Here is a 25,041-nt window from a genome sequence, read left to right on the forward strand (position 1 = left end):
GGGAGCGGGGCGGGGAGGTGGTCCGCACCCCCGCCAACTGCCGTGGGGGCCATGGGGTTACTGCACCGGCCGGCCGGCGGCCGCAGCTCTCAGGTATGACGCGTATGAGACTTCCGGCAGAGTCGGGATTCGTCCTGGGGAGGGACGCGCGCGTGGGGGTGGCCCGCCGAGACTGGAGGGCATGAACCGCCGTCCGCTCGTCATCGCCGCCGCCACCGTGGGAGTCCTCGCCATCGGCGCCTTCGCGCTGCCCAACCTCCCGCCCAACCCCGTGACCGACGTCGTCAACGACCGTGTGTTCCACGAGAAGGGCAGGCAGTTCGCGACCGCCGCGGACGCTCCCAGGCAGCGGGGCCGCAAGGAGAAGGAGTTCGACCTTCCGTCCTGGATACCCAAGGACGCCACGCACGTACGGATGAAGGTGCGCACCAGCGGCGAGACCCGTCTGATCCGGTTCACGCTCGGCAAGACCCCGCTGGACGGGCCGCAGTGCGCCTCGGGCACACCGGGGAAGGTCCAGGACCCGGATCTGGCGGCCCGCTGGTGGCCGGACGGCATACGGGCCGAGGCGCGGCCCGAGTGCCGGGACCTGCGTCAGTATCAGGTCGCCGTGCGCGGCAAGCGGGTCTACGCCTGGACCGACGGCACGCTCTCCCCCGGCGTGAAGGCCCAGCCCCGCGCCTCCGCCGGCGCCCCGGCCGGGACGTGGGCCGTGCACCCGGGCCGCTAGGCAGTGCCATCGTGGCGGGGCAGGTGCGTCAGGCGGAGGCCAGTGCCGTCGCCGTGGCGCGGGCGAAGGCCTCCGGGTTGTCGAGCATGATGTTGTGCCCGCAGTCGGCGACGGCCACCACCACGACCCCCGCGGCCTCCAGGGCTTCGGCGCCCGGGAGCGGGCCGTCGGCCTCGGGCAGCAGACAGGTGCGCGGGACCTTCAGCTCCAGCAGCAGCTCCCGCATGGTGGGAACCGTGCCGGTGACCACGCCAACGGCACTGCGGTACAAGGCGGTCCGCCCGGCGAGCCGCATCGTGGCCCACCAGTGGGCGCCGGCCCGGTCCCGCACCTCGGCCCAGCCGTCGGCCAGGAACTCGGCCTCCGTGTACGCGGCGATCCCGCTGCTCCCGGCCGCGCCCGGAGTCGACGGCAGCGGGTCGAGGTTGGCGTCGACGAGCACCAGCCGCGAGACCAGGCGGGGGTGCCGGGCGGCGAGCACGATGGCGACGGCGCCGCCCATGCTGTGCGCGATCACCTCGGCGCCCTCGACCGAGGCCTCCGCGAGGGCGGCCGCCAGCGCGTCGGCGTGCGCTTCGAGCGTGTAGGCGAAGTCCCCGGGCCGGTCGCTGTGCCCGTGGCCCAGCAGGTCGACCAGCAGCGACCGGTGGCCCGCGAGCAGCGGGTGCGCGGCGGCCGCCGCGAAGTAGGCGGGCGAGGTGGCGCCGAGCCCGTGCACGTACACGCGGGCCGGTTCCGTTCCGGGCAGCTCCGCCCAGCGGATGCGGTCGCCTTCCGCTGTGACCACGGCACTCTGCACGCTGCGCTCCCCCTGTGGGTCGGAAAGGAACGAGGGTAGCCAGTCAACCCCGCCGCCTCCTGGACTACCCTCGTCAGGTGATCGAGCACGTGAACCAACTCGGCAGTGACGCACCCCAGATCGGGGGGCTCCCCCGGGGCCGCGCCGTGGCCGTGTGGTCCCTGGACACCACGCTCGCCCGGGTCGCCGGCCGCCCGGTCGAGCGGGCGGGCGAAATCCTGGACGCGGGCGAACGGGACCGGGCCGCCCGGCTGGTGCGCCCCGGGGACCGGCTCCGCTACGTCGCCTCCCACCTGGGGCTGCGGGTGTTGCTCGGCGGCTACCTGGGGCTGGCGCCGGAACAGGTCGGGCTGGTCCGGGAGGACTGCCCGTGCTGCGGCGGCCCCCACGGGCGTCCCGCCGTGGCCGGGGGTGCGGTGCACTTCTCCCTCTCGCACAGCGGCGACCTGGCCTACTACGCCTTCGCCCGGCTGCCGGTCGGCATCGACGTGGAGCAGGTGCCGGACGCGAAGACGCTGGCCAGCGTGGTGAACAGCCTGCACCCGACGGAGACCGCCGAGCTGGCCGCGCTGCCCGGGTCCGCCCGGGAGATCGCCTTCGCCCGGCTCTGGTCCCGCAAGGAGGCCTACCTCAAGGGCACCGGTGCGGGCCTGGCGCTCGGGCTGGTCGACCCGTACATCGGCTCCGCTCCCGCCCCGGCGCCCCTGCCCGGCTGGACCCTGACGGACCTCGCCGCCCCGGCGGGCTACGCGGCGGCCGTGGCTGTCGCCGCCCCGGGCGGCGGCGGCGCCGCAGATGCCGTCGCGGCCGGGTCCGGATCCGCCGTCGGCGACCACCCGGCCTAGGCCGGTCGCGCTGTACGCCCCCGGCAGAGCGGGCGCGGGCGGGCTCCGTGCGTGTCCCGCCGCGCGTGTCCCGGGGCTTGGGCGGGGGCGCGGGCGGCGCTCAGGCGCCGGGGAGCAGCCGCCGGTCGCGGGCTTCGGCCCCGGCGTGGAGGCCCGGCCAGATGCCGTCGAGCCACTCCTCCACCGAGCGGTCCGTCGGCAGGCCCGGCGCCACCCGGTCGTACAGCGCCGCCGTCTCCGGCTCGGCGGTGCGCTGCCGCGTCAGGATCTCCGGCTCGCCCGGGCCCGCCGACGCCACCGACACGCTCCGCAGGAACATCACGTTCGCCGCCAGCAGCCACACCGCCTCGCCCAGCGCCTCCGCGCCCGACGCACCTGACGCACCACCCGAACCGTTCGTGCCCCGCGAGCCGCCCGCCGCTCCCGAGACGCCCGGCGCGCCGTTCGCCAGGGCAGCCCACGGGTCCGGGGCCAGGTACCGCACCGTGCCGACCCCCGTGAACCCCGCCGCGGCCGCGCACATCCCGCACGGCTCCTGCGTGCTCCACAGCACCGCCCCGCCGAGGTCCCAGCCGGTCCGGGCGGCGCCGAGCGCGTTCAGCTCGGCGTGGGCCAGCGGCGTACCGCGCAGCGGGCCCCTCCCCGGCCCCTCCTCGTACGCCTCGTTGCGTCCCTCGCACAGCACCGTGCCCGCCGCGTCCGTCAGCACCGCCCCCACCGCCAGGCCGCCCGCGGTCAGCGCCTCGTAGGCGAGCGCGAGCGATCTCCGTACCGCCGCCGGGGCCGTCCGCCACGCCGCGCCGAAATTCAACTGCCCTTGTGCCATGCGGCCATTATCGTCAGCCCCCATGGACATCCGCCGTGCCCTCTCCCCCGCCGAGCTCACCGCCGCCGAGGCCCTGTTCGACGGCCCCGCCCGCACGGACTGGTCGGAGCGCTTCCTCGCTGCCCCGGGCCACGTGCTGCTGATCGCCTATGTCGACGGCGTGCCCGCGGGCATGGTCTCCGGCGTCGAGATGACCCATCCCGACAAGGGCACCGAGATGTGCCTGTACGAGCTCTCCGTGGACGAGGGCCACCGGCGCCGCGGGATCGGGCGCGCCCTGACCCTGGCCCTGGCCGAGGAGGCCCGGGCCCGCGGCTGCTACGGCATGTGGGTGGGCGTGGACACCGACAACGAGGCCGCCCTGGCCACCTACGGCTCCGCCGGCGCGATCGACGAGGGCGTGTTCACGGTGCGCGGCTGGCCGCTGGCCCCGTAGCCGCCGCCCGCCACGAGCCGCCGCCGGGCCCCCGTGGCCGCCGCAGGCTCCGTAACCGCCGCCGGACCCCCGGCAGTAGCCCTCCCGGCGGCGTGTCGTGCGCCCAGTCGGCGCACCCTCCGCGCGCCCGCTCCCCCGTGCGCCGAGCATCGGCCGCATGACCGCACTGACGTCACCGACCGTGCTCCTCCCCGCCACCGCCGCTCTCCTCGCCGCGCTCACCACGGGCGCCGCGCCTCCGCAGACCGCCGGAGCCGCCTCCGGCGGTGCTCCCACCGCCCCCTACGTCGTCGTCCTCAAGGACACCACCCCCCGCGCGCCGACCCGTGCCCTGGCGGCCGAGGCGGCCGAGTCGGGGGACGCGGTCGGGTCCGTCTACGACACCGCCCTGAACGGCTTCGCCGTCCGCACCACCGCCGCCCGGGCCGCGGCCCTCGCCGCCGATCCACGGGTGGCCTCCGTGGAGCCGGACGCGGAGTTCCGCACCGCCGACACCCAGCCGCTGGCCCCCTGGCCGCTGGACCGGATCGACCAGCGCGAGCTGCCGCTCGACGGCGCGTACGCGTACGCCTCCACAGCCGAGGGCGTCACCGTCTACGTCGTGGACACCGGGATCAACGTCCGCCACCAGGAGTTCGGCGGCCGGGCCCGCGCCGGGTACAACGCGCTGTGGCTGGAGACCTCCGGCGACTGCAACGGCCACGGCACGCACGTCGCGGCGACCGTGGGCGGGACGACGTACGGGGTCGCCAAGGGCGTCTCGCTGGTCGGGGTGAAGGTGGCGAACTGCCGTGGATCCGGGCGGCTGTCGGGCATCCTGCGCGGTCTGGAGTGGCTGGTGAAGGACGCCGCGGCCGCGCCCGCCACCCCGGCGGTGGCGAACATGAGCATGGGCGGCACCCCCAGTTACGCCCTCGACGCCGCGGTGACGCGCGCCGTCGCCGGCGGGATCACCTTCACGGCGGCCGCCGGGAACGCGGGCGAGGACGCCTGCGCCGGCTCACCGGCCCGGGTCCCGCAGGCGCTCACCGTCGGCGCGACCGACGCCGCGGACCGGCGCGCGGGCTTCTCCAACCACGGTCCCTGCGTGGACCTCTCGGCGCCGGGGGTGGGCGTGGTGTCGGCCTGGAAGGGGTCCACCACCGCCACGGCCCGCGCCTCGGGCACGTCCATGGCCGCCCCGCACGTGGCGGGCGTCGCGGCGCTGGTCCTGGCGGGCGGTACGGCGCGCACCCCGGCGGAGGTCTCCCGCGCCCTGCTGAGCGGCGCCGTTCCCGACCGGATCGCCGCCCTGCCGGCCGGCACGCCGAACCTGCTGCTGCACGCGCCGACCGCCCGCTGACCCCGACCACGCACGCCGACCGCCCGCTGACCCCGCCCGCGCACCCGGCCGCACACCCGCCCGCACATCTGGCCGTTTCCAGCGGTTCCGGATCGCCCCACCGGCCGGAACCGCTGCCTCCGCGCGCTCCGGCGGGAACTCCTCCGCCGGACCCGACCTGATGGGACATCAATGTGTGTGTCCTTCGGGCGAAAGCAAGCCATTGACTTCTCATCACGGCGACGCGACCTTGTCGGCCACCGCACCGGCTCGGCCTCCCCCACACAGCGGGTGGGGGGAGGGGTTCGTCATGACGAAGGAGTCGCGACCCAGTGAGTACGAGAATGCTCAGACGAAGAGTGCTGGCCGGGGCGGGAGCCCTATCCCTGGCCCTGACGGGTGGGGCGGTGGGCCTCGCGGGCTCGGCGCAGGCCGCGACCAAGACCACCGCCGTCTTCGAGAACTGCGACGCCCCGGCGCCGCAGCCGGACGGCTCGGGCAACCAGAACTTCACGGTGACGCTGCCCGACGGCGCCAAGGCCGGTGACGTCGTCCCGATCACCATCGATCCGGGCGCGAGCCCGCTGATCCCCGGCTTCTCCGTCACCACGGTGAACACCTCGAAGATCACCCTCAAGGTCGGGACGACCACCCAGGTGGTCACCAGCCCGCCCGAGACCGTCAGCGTCGTGGCCGGGCAGCCGCTCGACCCCAAGGCGTTCTCCGGAACCATCAAGATCCCGGACGGCACCGAGGGCACCACCGTCAACGTGGCCCTCGACCTGGCGGTGACGGACGCGGACCTCTCCGGTTCCGTCTTCACCACGACGTGCACCCCGGCCCCCCGGCCGAGCGCCTCCCTCGGTTCCGTCGCGGTGGAGGCCCTGCCCAAGGACCCGATCACGACCAAGCTGACGCCCAACAGCGGCAAGGCCGGCACCGCGGTCGCCGTCACCGGCGCCAACTTCGCCCCCGGGGCGGTCACCTGTTCCGCCCTCCTGAACGACGTCCCCACCGGTGACACCGGCACCGGCACGGCCGCGGCGAACGGCGTCGCCGACTGCAGCGTCACCGTCACCAAGAAGGCCGACAAGATCCGCATCGACGGGGCGATCAAGCCGTACAAGGACTTCGTCTTCGTCGAGGACCAGCCCGGCGTGAAGAACCCGGTCGACGTCGAGGTCCTGCCCGGTCCGCTGGCGATCGGTCCGCAGGGCGGCAACCCTGCCGTCGACTTCGGCAAGGTGACCATCAACGGCAAGTCCCAGTCGGTCGTGGGCCAGTTCACGGCGATGTCCGTCCAGGACTTCCGCGGCGGCACCCTCGGCTGGGACGTCACGGCGACCCGTACCCCGTTCCTGAACGAGACCACGGGCCACTCGATGACCAAGGCGCAGCTCGGCATCCAGCCGTCCTGCACCGTGACCAACGCGGACAGCCCGAGCACCTGCTCGGCCGGTACGCCGGGTGCGATCTCCGACACCCCGATGAAGATCGCCTCCCAGGCGGCCGGCGGGGACGAGCTGACCGGCGGCGAGTTCGCGGTCGGCGGCGCGGGGATGATCCAGCTCCCGCCGTTCATGTTCGCCGACACCTACCAGTCGGTGGTCACCTTCTCCATCGCCTGACCCGTACGGCCCGCTCGCTCCAGGGTGGTGGGGGGGGGCGGGGCCGCCCCCCCCCGGCCCCCCCCCCCCCCCGCGGGGGCCCCCCCGGGCCCCCCCCCCCCCCCCCCCCCCCCCGCCCCCCCGGGGGGGGGGGGGCCCCCCCCCCCCCCACCACCTTCGCCCTGTCCGCCGCGACTGGAGACCCGCCCATGCGCACCCGCACCCGCACCCCTCTGTACGGTCTGCTCGTCGGCCTGCTCCTGCTGGGCGCGGGCCTGTTCCTCCCCGCCTCCGCCGCGAGCGCGGCGGACAACGGCACCTGGGGGGTCTTCCCGACCCCGCCGGCCGGTGCGGCCATGACCGACCGTGCGTACTTCTACCACCAGGGCGCGGCCGGGACGACCGTCGCCGACAGTGCGACGATCATCAACTCCTCCGACCGGGACCTGACGTTCCAGGTCTTCGCCACGGACGCCATGAACACCCCGGCGGGCGGCGCCTTCGCGCTGCTGCCCGTGGAGACGAAGCCCCGGGACGTCGGCACCTGGATCGCCCTTCCGCCGGAGACGGCGGGCACGGTGACGGTGCCCGCCAAGGGCCGCAAGGACGTTCCGTTCACCGTGAGGGTGCCGGCGGACGCGACGCCCGGCGACCACGTCGGCGGCATCGTGGTCCTGAACACCGCCGTGGAGGGCGTGCAGAAGGAGGGCAAGGTCCAGGTCGGGGTGAAGCGCTCGGTGGGCGCCCGGCTCTACTTCCGGGTCCCCGGGCCGGTGGCCGCGGGGCTGAGCGTGGAGGACGTACGGGTCAGCCGGTCCGCGCCGCTGCTGCCGTGGCTCCAGGACGCCCGCGCCACCATCACGTACGCCCTGGTCAACCGGGGGAACGTGGTCGTCGAGCCGCGCGTCACGGTCTCCGCCGAGGGTCTGTTCGGGCGCCAGGTGCTGGACCGGCCGGCCCGCGAGCTGAAGCTCGTCCTGCTGCCGGGGCAGCGCGTGGAGCTGACGGAGCCCTGGCCGGACGCGCCGCAGTCCGACTGGGTGACGGTCCGCGTCGCCGCGGGCGCGGCGGCCCACCCCGACCTGGCCACGGCGGCCGAGGCGGACTTCGTCGCCGTGCCGTGGCCGGCGGCGGGCGCGCTCCTGGTGCTCGCCGGAGCCGGCACCGCCCTGTGGGCGCTGCGCCGCCGCCGGGCCGCCCGCGCAGCGGAACTCCCCGCCTCCGCACCGGACCCGGTCCGGGTGCACTGACGGGGTCGGGGAGGGGGCAGCGGAAACCCCCGGCCGGTGAGGGTGGGCCGGGGGTCCGCGGTTCGGGGTGTCGGTGAGGCGCCCGGGTGGGCCGCGTCAGTGGTTGCGGGGGAAGCCCAGGTCGACGCCCGCCGGGGCGTCCGAGGGGTCCGGCCAGCGGGTGGTGACGACCTTGCCGCGGGTGTAGAAGTGGATGCCGTCGTTGCCGTAGATGTGGTGGTCGCCGAAGAGCGAGTCCTTCCAGCCCCCGAAGGAGTGGTAGCCCACCGGCACCGGGATCGGCACGTTGACGCCGACCATGCCCGCCTCGACCTCCAGCTGGAAGCGGCGGGCGGCGCCGCCGTCGCGGGTGAAGATCGCGGTGCCGTTGCCGAACGGCGAGGCGTTGATGAGGGCGACGCCCTCCTCGTACGTCTCGGTGCGCAGGACGCACAGGACCGGGCCGAAGATCTCGTCGCGGTAGGCGTCGGAGTCGGTCCTGACGTTGTCGAGCAGGGAGAGGCCGATCCAGTGGCCGTTCTCGTTGCCCTCCACCGTGTAGCCGGTGCCGTCCAGGATCACGTCCGCGCCCTGGGCGGCCGCGCCCTCGACGTACGAGGCGACCTTGTCGCGGTGGGCGGCGGTGATCAGCGGGCCCATCTCGGAGGCCGGGTCGTTGCCGGGGCCGATCTTGATCTTCTCGGCGCGCTCGCGGATCTTCTCGACGAGGGTGTCGGCGATGGATCCGACGGCCACGACCGCGGAGATCGCCATGCAGCGCTCGCCGGCCGAGCCGTACGCGGCGGAGACCGCCGCGTCGGCGGCCGCGTCCAGGTCGGCGTCCGGGAGGACGAGCATGTGGTTCTTGGCGCCGCCCAGCGCCTGGACGCGCTTGCCGTTGGCGGAGGCCGTCGTGTGGATGTGGCGGGCGATCGGGGTGGACCCGACGAAGGAGACGGCCGAGATGCCCGGGTGGGCGAGGAGCGCGTCGACGGCGACCTTGTCACCGTGGACGACGTTGAGGACGCCCGCCGGCAGACCGGCCTCGGTCGCCAGCTCGGCCAGCTTGTTCGCGGCCGACGGGTCCTTCTCGCTCGGCTTGAGGATGAAGGTGTTTCCGCAGGCCACGGCCAGCGGGAACATCCACATCGGCACCATCGCCGGGAAGTTGAAGGGGGTGATGCCCGCGACGACGCCCAGCGGCTGGCGGATCGAGGAGACGTCCACGCGGTTGGACACGGACGTCGACAGCTCGCCCTTGAGCTGCGTGGTGATGCCGCACGCCAGCTCGACGATCTCCAGGCCGCGGGCCACCTCGCCCAGCGCGTCCGAGTGGACCTTGCCGTGCTCGGCGGTGATCAGCTCGGCGATCGCGTCGCGGTTGGCGTCGAGCAGCGCACGGTAGGCGAACAGCACCTTGGTGCGGGCGGCCAGCGAGGACTGGCCCCAGGACGCGAACGCCTCCCGGGCGACCCGTACCGCCGCGTCGACCTCGTCGGCGGAGGCCAGCGCGACCTGCGTCGTGACCTCGCCGGTCGCCGGGTCGGTGACCGGGCCGTAGTTGCCCGACGCGCCCTCGACGGTCTTGCCACCGATCCAGTGGTTGACGGTCTTCATGCCTTGCTCCTTCACAGATGGCGACGTCGCTGCGCGGCTTGCCGGTCGTACGCTTCACGGGCTTCGACCGCCGCCTTGCGGGTCGCGGTCTCGGCCACAGGAACATCCCACCACGCCTGTGCCGGGGGTGGGCCCGACACAGTGTCGGGCGTTCGGGTCTGTACGTAGACACATGTGGGACGCGTCGCCGAACGCGCCTCGGCGAGGGCTTCGCGCAGGTCACGCACGGTGCGGGCACGGATGACGGCCATCCCGAGGGAGGCCGCGTTCGCCGCGAGGTCCACCGGAAGGGGGTCCCCCGTGTACGAGGCGTCGGGCGCCCGGAAGCGGTACGCGGTGCCGAAGCCCTCGCCGCCGACGGCCCCCGACAGGCCGCCGATGGAGGCGTAGCCGTGGTTGTCGAGGATCACCACCTTGACGGGGACGCCCTCCTGCACGGCGGTGACGAGCTCGGTCGGGTTCATCAGGTACGTGCCGTCGCCGACCAGCGCCCACACGGGCCGGCCGGGCGCGGCGAGGGCCACGCCGAGGGCGGCGGGGATCTCGTAGCCCATGCAGGAGTACCCGTACTCGACGTGGTACTGGTCCGCCGAGCGGGTCCGCCACAGCTTGTGCAGGTCGCCGGGGAGCGAGCCGGCCGCGTTGACCAGGATGTCCGTGCCGTCGACGAGGGCGTCGAGCAGCCCGAGCACCTGGGTCTGGGTGGGCGGGAGGTCCTCGTCCGCGGCGGGTACGGCGTAGGCCCCGTCGACGCGCGCCTCCCACCGGGCCCGGGCCCCCCGGTACGCCTCCTCGTACGCGGGGGCGACGCGGTGGCCGGACAGCGCCTCCCGGAGCTCGTCGAGGCCCTCGCGGGCGTCGGCGACCAGCGGCCGGGCGGCGAGCTTGTGGGCGTCGTACGGGTCCAGGTTGAGGCCGACGAACCGGACGGCCGGGTTCTGGAAGAGCGTCGCCGAAGCGGTGGTGAAGTCCGTCAGCCGGGTACCGGCGGCGATCACCAGGTCGGCCTCCCGGGCGAGGTCGGCGGCGGCCGCCGCGCCCGTGTGCCCGATGCCGCCCACGTCGGCGGGGTGGCCGTGCGGGAGGGCTCCCTTGCCCGCCTGGGTGGCGGCGACCGGGATGCCGGTGGCCTCGGCGAACGCGGCGAGGGCTGCCCGGGCGGCGCTGTGGCGGATGCCGCCGCCGGCGACGATCAGGGGGCGCGCGGAGCCCCGTACGGCAGCGGCGGCAGCGGCGAGCTCGGACCGGTCGGGCCGGGGCCGGCGCACGCGCCAGACCCGCTCGGCGAAGAACTCCTCGGGCCAGTCGTACGCCTGCGCCTGCACGTCCTGCGGCAGCGCGAGGGTGACGGCGCCGGTCTGCACGGGGTCGGTGAGCACCCGTACGGCCTGCAGGGCCGCCGGGATCAGCGCCTCGGGCCGGGTGACGCGGTCGAAGTGGCGCGAGACGGGCCGCAGGGCGTCGTTGACGGTGACGTCGCCCGCGTACGGCACCTCCAGCTGCTGCAGCACCGGATCGGCGGGGCGGGTCGCGAAGGTGTCCCCGGGCAGCAGGAGCACCGGGATCCGGTTGATCGTGGCGAGGGCGGCCCCGGTGACGAGGTTGGTGGCGCCGGGCCCGATCGAGGTGGTGACGGCGTGCGCGGAGAGCCGCCCGCACTGGCGGGCGTAGCCGACGGCGGCGTGCACCATGGCCTGCTCGTTGCGTCCCTGGAGGAAGGGCATGGCCTGCGGTCCGGCCTCCAGCAGCGCCTGCCCGATGCCGGCGACGTTGCCGTGGCCGAAGATCCCCCAGGTGGCGGCGATCAGCCGGTGGCGCTGCCCGTCGCGTTCGGTGTACTGGCGGGCGAGGAAGCGGACGAGGGCCTGCGCGACGGTGAGTCTCATCGGGGGGCCTCCGCGTCGGGGAAGGCCGCGTCGGGGAAGGCCGCCCCGGGGAAGGGCAGCCTGGGGTCGGTCTCCGCGCCCGGCCAGGTGGCGCGGATCCAGCCGTGGTCGGGGTGGTCCCGGATGAGCCACTCCCGGGTGCGGCCGGGGCCGGCCATCACGTTCAGGTAGTACATGTCGTGCCCGGGGGCGGCGATGGACGGGCCGTGCCAGCCGTCCGGGATGAGCACCGCGTCACCGGTGCGCACCTCGGTGAGGACGTCGGTCTTCCCGGCCGGGGAGGGGCTGACCCGCTGGTACCCGAGGCCCGGGGTGTCGCCGTGGGGGGCGATCTCGAACCAGTAGATCTCCTCCAGCCGGGACTCCTCGCCGGGACGGTCCTCGTCGTGCTTGTGGGGCGGGTACGAGGACCAGTTGCCGCCGGGGGTGAGCACCTCGACGGCGATGAGCCGGTCGCACGCGAAGGAGTCGGCGGCGGCGAAGTTGTTGACCTGCCGGGAGCAGTTGCCTGCGCCCCGCAGCTCGACGGGGACGTCCGCGGCCGGACCGTACCGGGCGGGCAGGCGGCGGTCGCAGCGCGCCCCGGCGAGCGCGAAGCGGCCGCCCGCGGCGGAGGTGACGGTGGCGTGCGCGTCCCGGGGCAGGTACGCGAAGTCGGTGGGCCCGGCGAACACCCCGGGACGGCCGCGCAGTTCGAAGGCGTACACCCCCTCGTCGGGGGCGGGGACGGCGCCCGGGACCTCGACCGGGTCGCGGCCGGGGCCGGGGACGGCGCCCGGGTCGCGGCCGGGGCCGGGGACGGCGCCCGGGTCCCGGCCCTCGACCCGGCAGGCCCCGGACAGCGGGAGCACGATCCACTCCGCCTCCCCGCACGGATGCGCGTACGTCTCACCCGGTTCAAGGGCGAGCACGAGCAGCCTCGTCCACTCCATCCGCCACTCAGACACCACCGGCACGGCCGAGCACCTCCTCCACCTCGTCGGGAAACGGCATCGCGGTGGAACAGGCCAGCCGCGCGGCAACGATGGCCCCGGCCGCGTTCGCGAACCGCACCGTCCGCTCCAGGTCCCATCCGGCGAGCAGCCCGTGGCACAGCGCGCCGCCGAACGCATCGCCCGCGCCGAGGCCGTTGACCACGTCCACCGGTACGGGCGGGACGTCGGCCACCGTGCCGTCCCGGTGGACCGCCAGCACGCCGTCCGGTCCCCGTTTGACGACCGCCAGCTCCACGCCGGCGTCGAGGAGCGCCCGCGCCGCCGCGTACGGCTCGGACGCGCCGGTGGCGATCTCGCACTCCTCCTGGTTGCCGACGGCCACCGTGGCCAGGGCCAGGGCCCGTTCGTAGTGCGCCTCCGGCTTCTCCCGCCACAGCGTCGGCCGCCAGTCCAGGTCGAAGACCGTCGTACGGGCGCGGCCGCGGGCCTCCAGCGCGGCGAGGGTGGCGGAACGGCTCGGCTCCTCGCTCAGGCCCGTCCCCGTCATCCAGAACACCCGGGCCGCCCGGACCGCCTCCAGGTCCAGCTCACCGGCGTCGATCTCCAGGTCGGGTGCCTTCGGCACGCGGTAGAAGTAGAGCGGGAAGCGGTCGGGCGGGAAGATCTCGCAGAAGGTGAGCGGGGTGGGGAGCCCCTGGACCTCGGACACCCACCGGTCGTCCACGCCGAGGCGGCGCAGCTCCGCGCGCAGGTACGCGCCGAAGGGGTCCGCGCCGGTACGGGTGACCACCGCCGTGCGGCGGCCGAGCCGGGCGGCCGCGACGGCCACGTTGGTCGGGGAGCCGCCGAGGAACTTGCCGAAGGTCTCGGCCTCGGCCAGCGGCACGCCGGTCGTCAGCGGGTAGAGGTCCACCCCGATCCGCCCCATCGTGATCAGGTCGAAGCCCGACGGGCCGCCCGTGACCGCCGGTCCTCCTCCTCGCTCGTGCACCTCGTCCACGCCGCCCACGCCGCCCACACCGTCCACCTCGTCGCCTTCCCTTCCGGTCACCTGCGCGCCCTCTCCCCCGTGTGCCCGCCCCGTGCGCCGTGCCGTGCGCGCCCTACGCCACCCCGCGCTCCGCCCCACGCCGTTCTGCGCACCGCCTTCACCGTCCTCTTCGCCGCCCCGTCGAGCCTCGCACCCTAAGGTGGCCGCTATGACGTCCTCCCCGCCCGCGTTGACCCGTATCCGCATCGGTTCGGCTCCGGACTCCTGGGGTGTCTGGTTCCCCGAGGACCCCCGCCAGACCCCCTGGGAGCGGTTCCTCGACGAGGTCTCCGACGCCGGGTACGAGTGGATCGAACTCGGCCCGTACGGCTACCTGCCCACCGATCCCGCCCGCCTCACCGAGGAGACGGCCCGGCGCGGGCTGCGGGTCTCGGCGGGAACCGTCTTCACCGGACTCCATCACGGGCCCGCCGTGTGGGAGGACACCTGGGAGCACGTGTCGCGGATCGCCGCGCTCACGCAGGCCGTGGGCGCGTCCCACCTCGTGGTCATCCCCTCCTTCTGGCGGGACGACAAGACCGGGGAGGTGCGCGAGGACCGCACCCTCACCGCCGGCCAGTGGCGCGACCTGACCTCCCAGACCGAGCGGCTGGGCCGCGAGGTCCGGGACCGGTACGGGCTGCGGATCGTCGTGCACCCACACGCCGACACCCACGTCGACACCCCGGAGAACGTGGCCCGCTTCCTGGACGCCACCGACCCCGAGCTGGTCTCCCTCTGCCTGGACACCGGGCACTACGCGTACTGCGGCGGCGACAGCGTCCGTGCCGTCGAGACCTTCGCGGAGCGGATCGGCTACCTCCACCTCAAGCAGGTCGATCCGCGCGTCCTCGCCGAAGTCGTCGCCGACGGCGTCCCCTTCGGTCCGGCCGTGGCCCGCGGGGTGATGTGCGAACCTCCGTCGGGAGTGCCGGACCTGGAACCGGTGCTGGCGGCGGCCCAGCGGCTCGGCGTGGACCTGTTCGCGATCGTGGAGCAGGACATGTACCCCTGCCCGCCCGACCGGCCCCTGCCGATCGCCCGGCGGACCCGGGCCTACCTGCGCTCCTGCGGCGCCCGCTGACCTTCCGGAAGGGACCTCAACGACATGAGCACGCTCGGCATCGCCGTCATCGGCACCGGGAAGATGGGCGCGGACCACGTCGGCCGGATCGGCCGGACCGTCGGCGGGGCCAGGGTGGTGGCCCTGGCGGATCCGGACGGGGACCGGGTCAAGGAGCTGGCGGGCACCCTGGACGGGGCGGCCGCGTACACCGACGCGGCGGCGGCGATAGCTGCGCCCGGGGTGGACGCGGTGCTGATCGCCTCGCCGGGACCGGCCCACGAGGAGGCCGTCCTGCGGGCGCTGGAGCGGGGGTTGCCGGTGCTGTGCGAGAAGCCGCTGACCCCGGACCCGGCGGGCGCCGTGCGGATCATGGAGGCCGAACAGCGGTTGGGGCGGCGCCTGGTGCAGGTCGGCTTCATGCGGCGGTACGACGCCGAGTACGAGCGGCTGAAGGAGCTGCTGGACGCGGGCGGGATCGGCCGGCCGCTCTTCCTCCACTGCCGGCACCGCAACGCGGCCTCCCCCTCCTTCTTCACCAGCGACATGCTGATCACGGACTCCGTGGTGCACGAGGTGGACGCGGCGCGCTGGCTGCTGGGTCAGGAGGTCACGGCGGTGTCCGTGCTCTCCCCCACGCCCTCCTCGGCGGCGCCGGAGGGACTGCGCGATCCCCGGCTGGTGCTGCTGGAGACCTCCGGCGGGGCCGTCGTCGACGTGGAGATCTTCGTCAACTGCGGTGTCGGGTACCAGGTGCGGTGCGAGGCGGTCGGCGAGTCGGGCAGTGCCCTGATCGGCGACGGGCACGCGATGGTCGTCCAGGCGGCGGGCCGGTGGGGCGGTGAGATCGCGCAGGACTTCACGGTGCGGTTCGCGGACGCCTACGACCGCCAGCTGCGGAGCTGGGTGGCCGCGGCCGCGCGCGGCCGGGTGACCGGGCCGGACGCCTGGGACGGGTACGCGGCGTCGGCCGTCTCGGAGGCCGGCCTGGCAGCGGCGCGCAGCGGCGTACGGACCCCGGTCGAACTGGTGGAACGCCCGCCCCTGTACCGCTGATCCCCCGCTCCGCCGCCCCGCGCGTGCCGGAGGCCGCGACCTCCCGACGCCCGCCCCGACCCGTCCCGGCCCCGCCCCGACCCGTCCCGGCCCCACCCCGCCCCGACCCGGCCCCGACCCGGCCCCTCGGCAACCGCCAGAGCCGGGGGGCCGGTGTGTCGCATCTGTCACAGGCGTCCCGCTTGTGTCACGCATATCCGCATTACGCGGGTTTTCCGTCACAGGCGGTCGACAGCCCCTCCCCTGCCCTCACCCTGCGTCGTTCCCCGGGCACAACTCGAGTGATCGTCAGTGTCCACGCGCCGGCTCCCCCGACGGCCTCCCGGCCGGCCCCGCGGCGTGGACAAGGAGGTGTCGTGCATGAGCGACCGACAGCTGTGGTCGTACAAGGAGATCGCCGCCCACATCCGGGTCCAGCCGGACACCGTCCGCTCCTACCGCAAGCACGGGCTGCTCCCCGCACCCGACCACGTGGAGGGCGGCAAGCCCTACTGGTACGCCGACACCATCCGCACCTGGGTGGCCCGCCGCCCCGGCAACCGGGGCCGCCGCGAGGACTGACCGCCCACCCCGGCCGTCCCCCCCGCCGTCCGCCCACCCCGGGCGGCCGGACCCGCCCCGGCCCCGCCGCCGGGGCGGGCGGCCCGCGCCGCCCCCGCCACCCTCGCGGCCCCCGCGGCCCGGGCTACCGGGCCCCGGCCGGTATCCGCTCCGCCTCTCCGGCCCCCGCCTCCGGTCCCGGATCCGTCTGCGGTTCCGGGCCCGCCTGCTGGCCCGTGCCCGGACCGGGCGCCGGAGCGGCGGCCCCGCCCTCGCTCAGCCCGAACCGCTCGTACAGCCGGCGCAGCGGCCCGGGCGCCCACCACGTGGCCTTCCCGGTCAGCTTCATGACCGCGGGGACCAGCAGGCTCCGTACGACCATGGCGTCCATCAGGACCGCCAGGGCGATCCCGAGCCCCAGCATCTTGGTGTTGGTCACCCGCGAGGTGCCGATGGCCACCATCACCACCGCCAGGATCACGGCCGCCGCGGTGATCAGTCCGCCCGTGCGGGCCAGTCCGGCGCGCACCGCCCCCTCGTGGTCCCCGGTCCGGTCGTACTCCTCCTTGATCCGCGATATGAGGAACACCCCGTAGTCCATGGAGAGTCCGAAGGCGATGCAGAACATCAGCACCGGCAGGGTGGTCTCGATGTCGCCGGTCGAGGTGAAGGAGAGCAGGCCCGAGAGGTTGCCCTCCTGGAAGACCCACACCACCGCCCCGAACATCGCGGTCAGGCTCAGCGCGTTGAGCAGGATGGCCTTTACCGGGATCAGGACGCTCCCGGTGAGCAGGAACACCAGCAGCAGTGTGGCCAGCACCACCAGGGCCAGGGCCGCGGGCAGTTCCTCCGCTATGGCGTCCTGGGCGTCCACGAGGACCGCCGCCTGTCCGGTCACGGACGTCTCGAAGGGCGCGTCCACCTTCCGCACCTCCCCGACGAGGTCCTGCGCCTGCGGCCCCACGGCCTCCCCCTCGGCGGCGACCGAGAAGTAGGCGTACGGCGAGCCGGGTCCCGCGCTCACCGGGCCGTCGATCCGGACCACGCCGGGCAGGGCGTCCACCCGGCCCCGGTACGCGGTCAGGTCCGCGGGTCCCGCCGCCCCCTCGGCGAGCACGATCAGCCCGCCCCCGGGGCTGCCGGGGAAGCCGTCCCGGATCTGCTGCTGGACCACGTGCGACTCGGCGGTGGCCGGCAGCTGCCGGTCGTCCACGGTGCCGAACTTCACCCCGAGGAACGGCAGGCCGAGCAGCAGCAGACCCGCCGTGGTGGCCACCGCGAACAGCGGGGCCCGCCGCATCACCAGCGCGGTGGTCCGCGCCCAGCCCCGGCCGGGCTCCCCGGCCCGCGGCGCCCCGTCGGCGCTCCGGCCCCGGCGCCACAGCGCCCGCAGGTCCAGGGAGTTGACCCGGTGGCCGAGCAGCACCAGGGCCGCGGGCAGCAGGATCAGCGCGGCGGCCGCCGCCAGCAGGACCACCGCGACCCCGGCGTAGGCGAAGGACCGCAGGAAGTACATCGGGAAGAAGAGCATCGCCGAGAGCGAGACGGCGACGGTCAGCGCCGAGAACAGCACGGTGCGGCCCGCGGTGCGCAGGGTGGCTCCGACGGCGCCGACCGGGTCGCGGCCCGCGGCGAGCTCCTCGCGGAACCTCCGCACGATGAACAGGGCGTAGTCGATGGCGAGTCCGAGCCCGAGGGCCGTGGTCAGGTTCTGGGCGAAGACGGAGACGTCGGTGAACTCGGTGAGCCCGCGCAGCACCGCGTTCGTCCCGAGGACGGCCACGATGCCGACGCCGAGCGGCAGCAGGGCGGCCACCGCGCTGCCGAAGACGAGGACGAGCAGGACGAGCGTCACCGGCAGGGCGATCAGCTCGGCCCGCAGCAGGTCCTCCTGGATCGTGGCGGTCACCTCCCGCTGGACGGCGGCCTGCCCGCCGAGCGAGACCCTGACCGGCCCGTGGTCCCCCTGGTAGTGCGGGGCGATCCGGTCGAGCACGCGGGTGGCGGTCTTCTCGTCGCCCGTGACCCGGGCGGCGATCAGTGCCCGCCCGCCGTCCTCGGAGCGCAGCGCGGGCAGGGGCGTGCGCCAGTAGGAGCCGACGCCGGCGACCCCCTGCTCGGCGGCGAGGCGGACCGTGAGCCGCTCCGCCTCGGCGGCGACGGCGGGATCGTCGACCCCGGCGCCGCCGTTGCGGACGTCGACGAGCAGCAGCAGGTTGGGCTGGGAGCCGGGGAACTCGCGTTCCAGCACGGTGGCCGCACGGGTGGACTGCGCGTCCGGGTCCTCCCAGCCGCCGCTGCCCATCCGCTCGGCGACACCTCCTCCGGCGAACACGGCCAGCGCCGTCACGACCAGGGCCAGCAGCAGCGAGAGCCGCGGCCGGGCCGTGACGATCCGGGTCCACCGGCCGCTCTCCCCGGGCGGCGGCGGATTCTTGACTTCGGACATGACTCGGTGTCCCCTTCACCTGATTGCCAGGCCGAATACACTGGCAAATACGAGCAGTCGCTCGCGTTCTCTCAGAATGCGAGCGATCCCTCGCGTTTGTCAATCACCCACGGGAAGCAAGGGATTGGACATGCCGGGGACACCCCAGGACAAAACGGCAGAAGAAGCAGGAGAGCCGGCGGAATCCGACCGGGCCGTGGCCGCGGCCGCCGCCCCCCGGCGCCGCCAGGCCCGCGGGGAGCGGCGGATCAGCCAGCTCCTGGCGGCCGCCTCGGGCGTGTTCTGCCGTACCGGATACGCCGCGGCCAGCACCAACGCGATCGCGCGCGAGGCCGGCGTCTCACCGGGCACGCTCTACCAGTTCTTCCCGAACAAGGAGGCCATCGCGATCGAGCTGGGCGGCCGGCTGCTCCAGCGCGCGCACGAGATGCACGGCCGGGCGTTCCTGCCCGAGAACCTGGACCGCCCCCTGCCGGAGCTGCTGGACGCCGTCCTGGACCCGGTCATCGCCTTCAACTGCGAGAACCCGGCGTTCTGGGCGCTGATGCACGGCTCCGGCGTCCCGGGGATCACGCAGGAGCACGAGGAGCTGCACTGCAACCTGCTCACCCGCATCGAGGCGATCCTGCACGGCTTCGCCCCCGCCGCCACGCCGGCCGAGCTCACCCACACCTCGAACATGATCCTGGGCATCTTCAAGTCGGCACTGGACCTGATCCTGGCCCACGAGGGCCCCGAGCGCGCCGCGTACGTGGCCGAGCTGAAGACCGTCCTGCTCCGCTACCTGGAGCCCCTGGTCACCACGGCTCGCTCCCGCTGACCCGGTCCGGGCTCCGGCCGTCCGGCCCCGGCCCCGGCCCCTTCCCCGCCCCCTCCCCGGAGCGGGCCCGCAGCCGCAGTCCCACCAGCGGGAACACCAGTACGGACAGCATCCCCGCACCCACCAGCGCCGCCGCCTCCCCCGGCTCGACCTTCCCGTCCTGCACCCCCATCGTGGTGATGGCGACGACCAGCGGCAGCGCGGTGGAGCCGAACAGCACCAGCGCCGAGCGGTCGCGCCGCCCCAGGTCCCGCGGGGCCAGCAGCCACATCGGCAGCCCGCGCACCACCAGGAAGAGCACCAGGAACACGGGGAGCAGCAGCAGGACCCCTCCGCCGCCGAGCAGGGCCGCCAGGTCGAACTCGATGCCGGTGACCACGAAGAACAGCGGCACCAGGAAGCCGAAGCCGATGGCCTCGACCTTCGACAGCACCGTCCCGCTACTCTCCGGCGCCGCCCCGTGCAGCACCAGCCGGGTGATCAGTCCGGCGGCGAAGGCGCCGAGCAGGATGTCGAGCCCCATCGCCTGGGCCAGCGCCAGCATTCCCACCAGCATCAGCATCACCAGCCGTACCGCGAACTGCGCACTGCTGTGCAGGGTCTTGGCGATGACGCGGGAGAACCACGGCGGCCTGGGCCGCAGCGCCCAGAACACCGCGGCCGCCGTCAGTACGCCGAAGGCCACGAGCAGCGCCGCCGAGCGGGCCGGCGCCCGCCCGCTCAGCAGCAGCGCCATGGCGATGATCGGCCCGAACTCGCCGACCGACCCCATCGCCATCATCACCGTCCCGAACCGGCTCTTGAGGTCCCCGGCGTCCCTGAGCACCGGCAGGATGGCGCCGAGCGCGGTGCTGGTGAGCGCGGTACCGATGTAGACGCCCTTGTCGAAGCCGCCCCCGCCGGAGAGCAGGATCCCCGCCCCCAGCCCCAGCGCGAGCGTGATCGCCCAGGCCCACACCGACCGCTTGAGGGTGTCCCCCTTGATCCGGTCGAACTCGACCTCGTAGCCCGCCAGGAAGATCAGCATGGCCAGCCCGAGCTGGCTCAGGACATCGATCACCTGTCCCGAGCTCGCCCATCCGAGCACGTCGGGGCCCATGAGGATGCCGAGCAGGATCTCGAAGATGACGAGCGGCACGGCCAGCCAGCGCGAGAACCCGTACGCGAGCAGCGGGGCGAGCACGGCGGCGGCCATGATCAGAACGAGGGTTCCCGGTTGATCCATATCCGCCATTTACATACAGCTCGCCCGTATCGTCCACCTCAAAAGAACGGGCGCGCATCCTCGCTTCGATACCCCCTAGGGGTATAGTCTCGACATGTCGGAGGAACAGGCTGGAGAAATCCACCGCCCCCGCGACCGGACCCACCCCTCATGAGGAGAACGACATGACCGCCGAGACGGACACCCAGACCACCACCGTCTACCGCGTGACCGGCATGACCTGCGGGCACTGCGAGGGCGCGGTGACCGCGGAGCTCTCCGCCCTGCCCGGCGTCAGCTCGGTCAAGGCCGTCGCCGCGACCGGCGAGGTCACCGTGGTCTCCGCCGCCCCGCTCGCCGACGAGGACGTGCGCGCGGCCGTGGACGAGGCGGGCTACGCGTTCGCCGGCCCCGCCCAGCCGTAACCGGCCCGGCGCCCACCGCCCCCCGCCCCGGGCTGCACCCTGCCCGCGCTGGAACCCGCAGAACCCGAAGCACCCCGCAGCACCCCGCCGGGCGGTACCGGCCGGCTCATACCGGTTCCGTGCCGCCCGGCCCTCCCCCTGGAGCACCGGAACATGACGAGCACAGTGCACGACGGACCCATAGCGGCGGTCGAGCTCACGATCGGCGGAATGACCTGCGCCTCCTGCGCGGCCCGCATCGAGAAGAAGCTGAACCGGATGGACGGGGTCACCGCGACGGTGAACTACGCCACCGAGAAGGCGAAGGTCTCGTACGCGGGTGACGTCCGGGTCGCCGATCTGATCGCGACCGTCGTGAAGACCGGGTACACCGCCGCGGAACCCCCGCCGCCGCAACCGCGGCCGGAGTCCGCGCCGGGCACGCCGGCCAACCCGGGAGCCGAAGCGGACGGGGCCCCGGAGGGGGCCGACCCCGAGTCGGCCGCGCTCCGCACCCGCCTGCTCGTCTCGACCGTCCTCGCCGCCCCCGTCGTCCTGCTCGCGATGGTCCCGGCGCTCCAGTTCGACAACTGGCAGTGGCTCTCCCTGACGCTCGCCTCCCCCGTCGTCGTCTGGGGCGCCCTCCCCTTCCACCGGGCCGCCTGGACCAACGCCCGGCACGGCGCCGCCACCATGGACACCCTGGTCTCGGTCGGCACGCTCGCCGCCTTCGCCTGGTCCCTGTGGGCGCTGTTCTTCGGCCACGCGGGCATGCCCGGCATGCGGCACGGCTTCGACCTCACGATCTCGCGGACCGACGGCTCCTCCGCCCTCTACCTGGAGGTCGCGGCCGGAGTCGTCACCTTCATCCTGCTCGGCCGCTACCTGGAGGCGCGCGCCAAGCGGAAGTCGGGCGCGGCCCTCAAGGCCCTGCTGCGGCTGGGCGCCAAGGACGTCGCCGTCCTGCGCGGCGGCGCCGAGGTCCGCGTCCCGGTGGGCACGCTCCGGACCGGCGACCGGTTCGTCGTCCGCCCCGGCGAGAAGATCGCCACCGACGGGACCGTCGTCGAGGGCGAGTCCGCCGTGGACGCCTCCATGCTGACGGGCGAGTCCGTGCCGGTCGAGGTGACCCCGGGGGACGCCGTCACCGGCGCCACCGTCAACACCTCGGGGCGCCTCGTCGTCGAGGCCACCCGGGTCGGTTCCGACACCCAGCTGGCCCGGATCGCGCGGCTCGTCGAGGACGCCCAGAACGGCAAGGCCGAGGTGCAGCGCCTCGCCGACCGGATCTCCGCCGTCTTCGTCCCCGTCGTCCTCCTCCTCGCGCTCGGCACCTGGGTCGGCTGGCTGCTCGCCACCGACAACCCCACCGCCGCCTTCACGGCCGCCGTGGCCGTCCTGATCATCGCCTGCCCCTGCGCCCTGGGCCTGGCCACCCCGACCGCGCTCATGGTCGGCACCGGCCGGGGAGCGCAGCTCGGCATCCTGATCAAGGGCCCCGAGGTGCTGGAGTCCACCCGCCGCGTGGACACCGTCGTCCTGGACAAGACCGGTACGGTCACCACCGGCCGGATGGCGCTGACCGGCGTCCACCCCGCCGAGGGCGTCGACCCCTCGCAGCTGCTCCGCATCGCCGGTTCGCTGGAGCACGCCTCCGAACACCCGATCGCCCGGGCCGTCGCGGCGGGCGCCGCCGACCTCCCCGGAGGGCTGTCGGTGCCGGAGGGCTTCGAGAACCTCGCCGGGCTGGGCGTGCGCGGTTCGGTCGACGGCCACGCCGTCCTGGTGGGCCGCGCCCGGCTGCTGGCCGAGCGCGCGATCGAGCTGCCCGCAGTGCTGGCGGCGGTCCTGGCCGACGCCGAGGCCGCGGGCGACACCGCCGTCCTGGTGGCCTGGGACGGGGCGGCGCGCGGGGTGCTGACCGTCGCCGACGCGGTCAAGGAGACCAGTGCCGAAGCGGTCGCCCGGCTGCGCGCGCTGGGCCTGACGCCGGTGCTGCTGACCGGTGACAACAAGGCCGTGGCCGAGACGGTGGCCCGCGCGGTGGGCATCGACGAGGTGATCGCGGAGGTGCTGCCGCAGGACAAGGTCGACGTGGTCAAGCGGCTCCAGGCCGAGGGCCGTACGGTCGCCATGGTCGGCGACGGGGTCAACGACGCGGCCGCGCTGGCCCAGGCGGACCTGGGCCTGGCCATGGGCACCGGCACCGACGCGGCGATCGAGGCGGCCGATCTGACCCTCGTACGGGGCGACCTCAGGGTGGCGGCGGACGCGATCCGGCTGTCCCGGCGGACCCTGTCCACGATCAAGGGCAACCTGTTCTGGGCCTTCGGTTACAACGTGGCGGCCCTGCCGCTGGCCGCCGCCGGACTGCTCAACCCGATGATCGCGGGGGCCGCCATGGCCTTCTCCTCGGTCTTCGTGGTGACCAACAGCCTCCGGTTGCGGTCGTTCCGCTAGTGGATCACCTTCGCATCCCCGCCACGATTCCTTCACACGAGACGCAGATCACAGTGATCGCGACGTAACCATCCGGGGTCGTCGTGGGTCTAATGGTGCGGTGCCAGGGATGTCTTGGGGGACGTCTCACGGACGTCTTGGGGGATGTCCGAGGCACCGGCCGGCCGGGACGCGTGCCCGCGGGAAGCTTTGAGCGGCCCACCCGACCCGAACGGGTCCCGGCAGACACCGACGCCCCGGTCGGATCCCGTGGGGGGAATCCGTACCGGGGAAAGGAAAGCGCCCCGACCGTCGACCCGTGGGGGGATCGACGGCGGGGCGCTTCTCCCTGCCTGTACGTCCTGCATGTGCGTGTGCGTCGCCGCTCCGCGCCCGGATGCCGCCGCGGCCCGTGGGCCCCGGTTCAGCGGTTCGCCGTGATCAGCGGTTCTCCACGGGGACGAAGTCGCGCAGGACCTCGCCGGTGTAGATCTGGCGCGGGCGGCCGATGCGGGAACCCGGCTCCTTGATCATCTCGTGCCACTGGGCGATCCAGCCGGGAAGGCGGCCGATCGCGAAGAGCACGGTGAACATCTCGGTCGGGAAGCCCATGGCCCGGTAGATGAGACCGGTGTAGAAGTCCACGTTCGGGTAGAGGTTGCGCGAGACGAAGTACTCGTCGGCCAGCGCGTGCTCTTCCAGCTTGAGCGCGATGTCGAGCAGCTCGTCGTTCTTGCCGAGCGCCGAGAGGACGTCGTGCGCCGCGGCCTTGATGATCTTCGCCCGGGGGTCGAAGCTCTTGTAGACGCGGTGTCCGAAGCCCATGAGGCGGACGCCGTCTTCCTTGTTCTTCACCTTGCGGATGAAGGCGTCGACGTCGCCGCCGTCGTTCTTGATGCCTTCCAGCATCTCGAGGACGGACTGGTTGGCGCCACCGTGCAGCGGGCCCCACAGGGCGGAGATGCCGGCGGAGATCGAGGCGAACATGTTCGCCTGCGAGGAGCCGACCAGACGCACGGTGGAGGTCGAACAGTTCTGCTCGTGGTCCGCGTGCAGGATCAGCAGCTTGTCGAGCGCCGAGACCACGACCGGGTCCAGGTCGTACTCCTGGGCCGGCACGGAGAACGTCATGCGCAGGAAGTTCTCGACGTAGCCGAGGTCGTTGCGCGGGTAGACCACCGGGTGGCCGACCGATTTCTTGTACGCGTAGGCCGCGATCGTCGGCAGCTTGGCCAGCAGGCGGATCGTCGAGAGGTGGCGCTGCTTCTCGTCGAACGGGTTGTGGCTGTCCTGGTAGAACGTCGACAGCGCGCTGACCACGGAGGACAGCATCGCCATCGGGTGCGCGTCGCGCGGGAAGCCGTCGTAGAAGCGCTTCACGTCCTCGTGCAGCAGCGTGTGCTGGGTGATCTCGTTGCGGAACGACGCGAGCTGGTCGACGGTCGGCAGCTCCCCGTTGATCAGCAGGTAGGCGACCTCGATGAAGGTCGAACGCTCGGCCAGCTGCTCGATCGGGTATCCGCGGTAACGCAGGATCCCCTGCTCGCCGTCGAGGTAGGTAATCGCGGACTTGTACGCCGCGGTGTTGCCGTAGCCACTGTCCAGCGTGACGAGCCCGGTCTGGGCCCGCAGCTTCGAGATGTCGAAGCCCTGGTCACCGACGGTGCTCTCGACCACCGGGTAGGTGTATTCACCGTCCGCGTACCGGAGTACTACAGAGTTGTCGCTCACGTCATCCCTCACCGACGTAGTGCCTCTTCTTCGAGGTGCCCTGACTGCCTCTACCTTCCCCCATTTGGCGCAGG

General features: G+C 73.9%; 21 protein-coding genes. 12 read left to right on the top strand and 9 right to left on the bottom strand.

Annotated features, from left to right (window positions below; translation table 11 throughout):
- Positions 1–181 precede the first annotated feature (181 nt).
- Positions 182–730, top strand: a complete 549-nt coding sequence (locus tag ACZ6S8_RS14555) for a hypothetical protein (protein ID WP_469455589.1) — start codon at positions 182–184, stop codon at positions 728–730.
- Between the two features lie 28 nt (positions 731–758).
- Here the strand turns inward: ACZ6S8_RS14555 and ACZ6S8_RS14560 are convergent, their stop codons facing one another.
- On the bottom strand, positions 759–1,529 hold the full coding sequence (locus ACZ6S8_RS14560; RefSeq protein ID WP_469455591.1) for an alpha/beta fold hydrolase: 771 nt from the start codon (positions 1,527–1,529) through the stop codon (positions 759–761).
- A 77-nt stretch (positions 1,530–1,606) separates the two neighbouring features.
- Here ACZ6S8_RS14560 and ACZ6S8_RS14565 point away from each other — a divergent pair, with 77 nt between their 5' ends.
- On the top strand, positions 1,607–2,374 hold the full coding sequence (locus ACZ6S8_RS14565) for a 4'-phosphopantetheinyl transferase family protein (protein WP_469455593.1): 768 nt from the start codon (positions 1,607–1,609) through the stop codon (positions 2,372–2,374).
- 100 nt (positions 2,375–2,474) lie between these two features.
- On the opposite strand, the gene ACZ6S8_RS14570 is transcribed toward ACZ6S8_RS14565, so the two are convergent.
- Positions 2,475–3,200 carry a nucleoside deaminase gene (locus ACZ6S8_RS14570; protein ID WP_469455594.1) on the bottom strand — a complete coding sequence of 242 codons (726 nt, stop codon included), beginning with the start codon at positions 3,198–3,200 and terminating at the stop codon, positions 2,475–2,477.
- A 22-nt stretch (positions 3,201–3,222) separates the two neighbouring features.
- On the opposite strand from ACZ6S8_RS14570, the gene ACZ6S8_RS14575 reads away from it, so the two are divergent.
- The 4 genes from ACZ6S8_RS14575 (at position 3,223) to ACZ6S8_RS14590 (ending at position 7,814) form a co-directional block, all read left to right on the top strand.
- Positions 3,223–3,636, top strand: coding sequence for a GNAT family N-acetyltransferase (locus ACZ6S8_RS14575; protein WP_469455596.1), 414 nt, complete (start codon positions 3,223–3,225; stop codon positions 3,634–3,636).
- Between the two features lie 157 nt (positions 3,637–3,793).
- Positions 3,794–4,978: a S8 family peptidase gene (locus ACZ6S8_RS14580; RefSeq protein ID WP_469455598.1), complete on the top strand. Its 1,185-nt coding sequence runs from the start codon at positions 3,794–3,796 to the stop codon at positions 4,976–4,978.
- Between the two features lie 311 nt (positions 4,979–5,289).
- Positions 5,290–6,585, top strand: coding sequence for a hypothetical protein (locus ACZ6S8_RS14585; protein ID WP_469455600.1), 1,296 nt, complete (start codon positions 5,290–5,292; stop codon positions 6,583–6,585).
- 188 nt (positions 6,586–6,773) lie between these two features.
- Positions 6,774–7,814, top strand: coding sequence for a WxL protein peptidoglycan domain-containing protein (locus ACZ6S8_RS14590; protein WP_469455602.1), 1,041 nt, complete (start codon positions 6,774–6,776; stop codon positions 7,812–7,814).
- Positions 7,815–7,910: 96 nt separating this feature from the next.
- Here ACZ6S8_RS14590 and ACZ6S8_RS14595 read toward each other — a convergent pair whose 3' ends face one another.
- Genes ACZ6S8_RS14595 through iolC form a run of 4 tightly spaced genes read right to left on the bottom strand, consistent with a single transcriptional unit; the run spans position 7,911 to position 13,159 of the window.
- Entirely contained in the window at positions 7,911–9,410 is a 1,500-nt protein-coding gene (locus ACZ6S8_RS14595; RefSeq protein WP_469455604.1) for a CoA-acylating methylmalonate-semialdehyde dehydrogenase, read from the bottom strand.
- A gap of 11 nt (positions 9,411–9,421) precedes the next feature.
- Positions 9,422–11,296, bottom strand: a complete 1,875-nt coding sequence (gene iolD / locus ACZ6S8_RS14600; RefSeq protein WP_469455606.1) for a 3D-(3,5/4)-trihydroxycyclohexane-1,2-dione acylhydrolase (decyclizing) — start codon at positions 11,294–11,296, stop codon at positions 9,422–9,424.
- Positions 11,293–12,228, bottom strand: coding sequence for a 5-deoxy-glucuronate isomerase (gene iolB / locus ACZ6S8_RS14605; RefSeq protein ID WP_469455995.1), 936 nt, complete (start codon positions 12,226–12,228; stop codon positions 11,293–11,295). The genes iolD and iolB overlap by 4 nt, the downstream gene beginning before the upstream one ends.
- Positions 12,229–12,235: 7 nt before the next feature.
- Positions 12,236–13,159, bottom strand: coding sequence for a 5-dehydro-2-deoxygluconokinase (iolC, locus tag ACZ6S8_RS14610; protein ID WP_469455996.1), 924 nt, complete (start codon positions 13,157–13,159; stop codon positions 12,236–12,238).
- A 271-nt stretch (positions 13,160–13,430) separates the two neighbouring features.
- Between iolC and ACZ6S8_RS14615 the strand changes: the two genes are divergently transcribed.
- From ACZ6S8_RS14615 to ACZ6S8_RS14625, 3 genes are all read left to right on the top strand, one after another.
- Positions 13,431–14,345, top strand: a complete 915-nt coding sequence (locus tag ACZ6S8_RS14615) for a sugar phosphate isomerase/epimerase family protein (RefSeq protein WP_469455608.1) — start codon at positions 13,431–13,433, stop codon at positions 14,343–14,345.
- Positions 14,346–14,369: 24 nt separating this feature from the next.
- Positions 14,370–15,380, top strand: a complete 1,011-nt coding sequence (locus ACZ6S8_RS14620; RefSeq protein ID WP_469455610.1) for a Gfo/Idh/MocA family protein — start codon at positions 14,370–14,372, stop codon at positions 15,378–15,380.
- 360 nt (positions 15,381–15,740) lie between these two features.
- Positions 15,741–15,941: a helix-turn-helix transcriptional regulator gene (locus tag ACZ6S8_RS14625; protein ID WP_030297784.1), complete on the top strand. Its 201-nt coding sequence runs from the start codon at positions 15,741–15,743 to the stop codon at positions 15,939–15,941.
- Between the two features lie 124 nt (positions 15,942–16,065).
- Here the strand turns inward: ACZ6S8_RS14625 and ACZ6S8_RS14630 are convergent, their stop codons facing one another.
- Positions 16,066–18,369, bottom strand: a complete 2,304-nt coding sequence (locus tag ACZ6S8_RS14630) for an MMPL family transporter (RefSeq protein ID WP_469455612.1) — start codon at positions 18,367–18,369, stop codon at positions 16,066–16,068.
- A gap of 130 nt (positions 18,370–18,499) precedes the next feature.
- Between ACZ6S8_RS14630 and ACZ6S8_RS14635 the strand changes: the two genes are divergently transcribed.
- Positions 18,500–19,189, top strand: coding sequence for a TetR/AcrR family transcriptional regulator (locus ACZ6S8_RS14635; RefSeq protein ID WP_469455614.1), 690 nt, complete (start codon positions 18,500–18,502; stop codon positions 19,187–19,189).
- On the opposite strand, the gene ACZ6S8_RS14640 is transcribed toward ACZ6S8_RS14635, so the two are convergent.
- The gene (locus ACZ6S8_RS14640) at positions 19,167–20,414 is read right to left on the bottom strand and encodes a cation:proton antiporter (RefSeq protein ID WP_469455616.1); all 1,248 of its coding nucleotides are present in this window, start codon (positions 20,412–20,414) and stop codon (positions 19,167–19,169) included. The two genes, ACZ6S8_RS14635 and ACZ6S8_RS14640, sit on opposite strands and share 23 nt — an antisense overlap.
- Before the next feature lie 164 nt (positions 20,415–20,578).
- On the opposite strand from ACZ6S8_RS14640, the gene ACZ6S8_RS14645 reads away from it, so the two are divergent.
- Both ACZ6S8_RS14645 and ACZ6S8_RS14650 read left to right on the top strand, forming a co-directional pair.
- Positions 20,579–20,818, top strand: coding sequence for a heavy-metal-associated domain-containing protein (locus ACZ6S8_RS14645; RefSeq protein ID WP_469455618.1), 240 nt, complete (start codon positions 20,579–20,581; stop codon positions 20,816–20,818).
- A gap of 153 nt (positions 20,819–20,971) precedes the next feature.
- A complete protein-coding gene (locus ACZ6S8_RS14650) occupies positions 20,972–23,257 on the top strand; it encodes a heavy metal translocating P-type ATPase (protein WP_469455620.1) in 2,286 nt (761 codons plus the stop codon).
- Between the two features lie 420 nt (positions 23,258–23,677).
- Here ACZ6S8_RS14650 and ACZ6S8_RS14655 read toward each other — a convergent pair whose 3' ends face one another.
- Positions 23,678–24,967 (bottom strand): citrate synthase, encoded by a 1,290-nt coding sequence (locus tag ACZ6S8_RS14655; protein ID WP_469455622.1) that lies wholly within the window; start codon positions 24,965–24,967, stop codon positions 23,678–23,680.
- Positions 24,968–25,041: the final 74 nt, after the last annotated feature.

This window comes from Streptomyces sp. NPDC048461 (assembly GCF_055587105.1).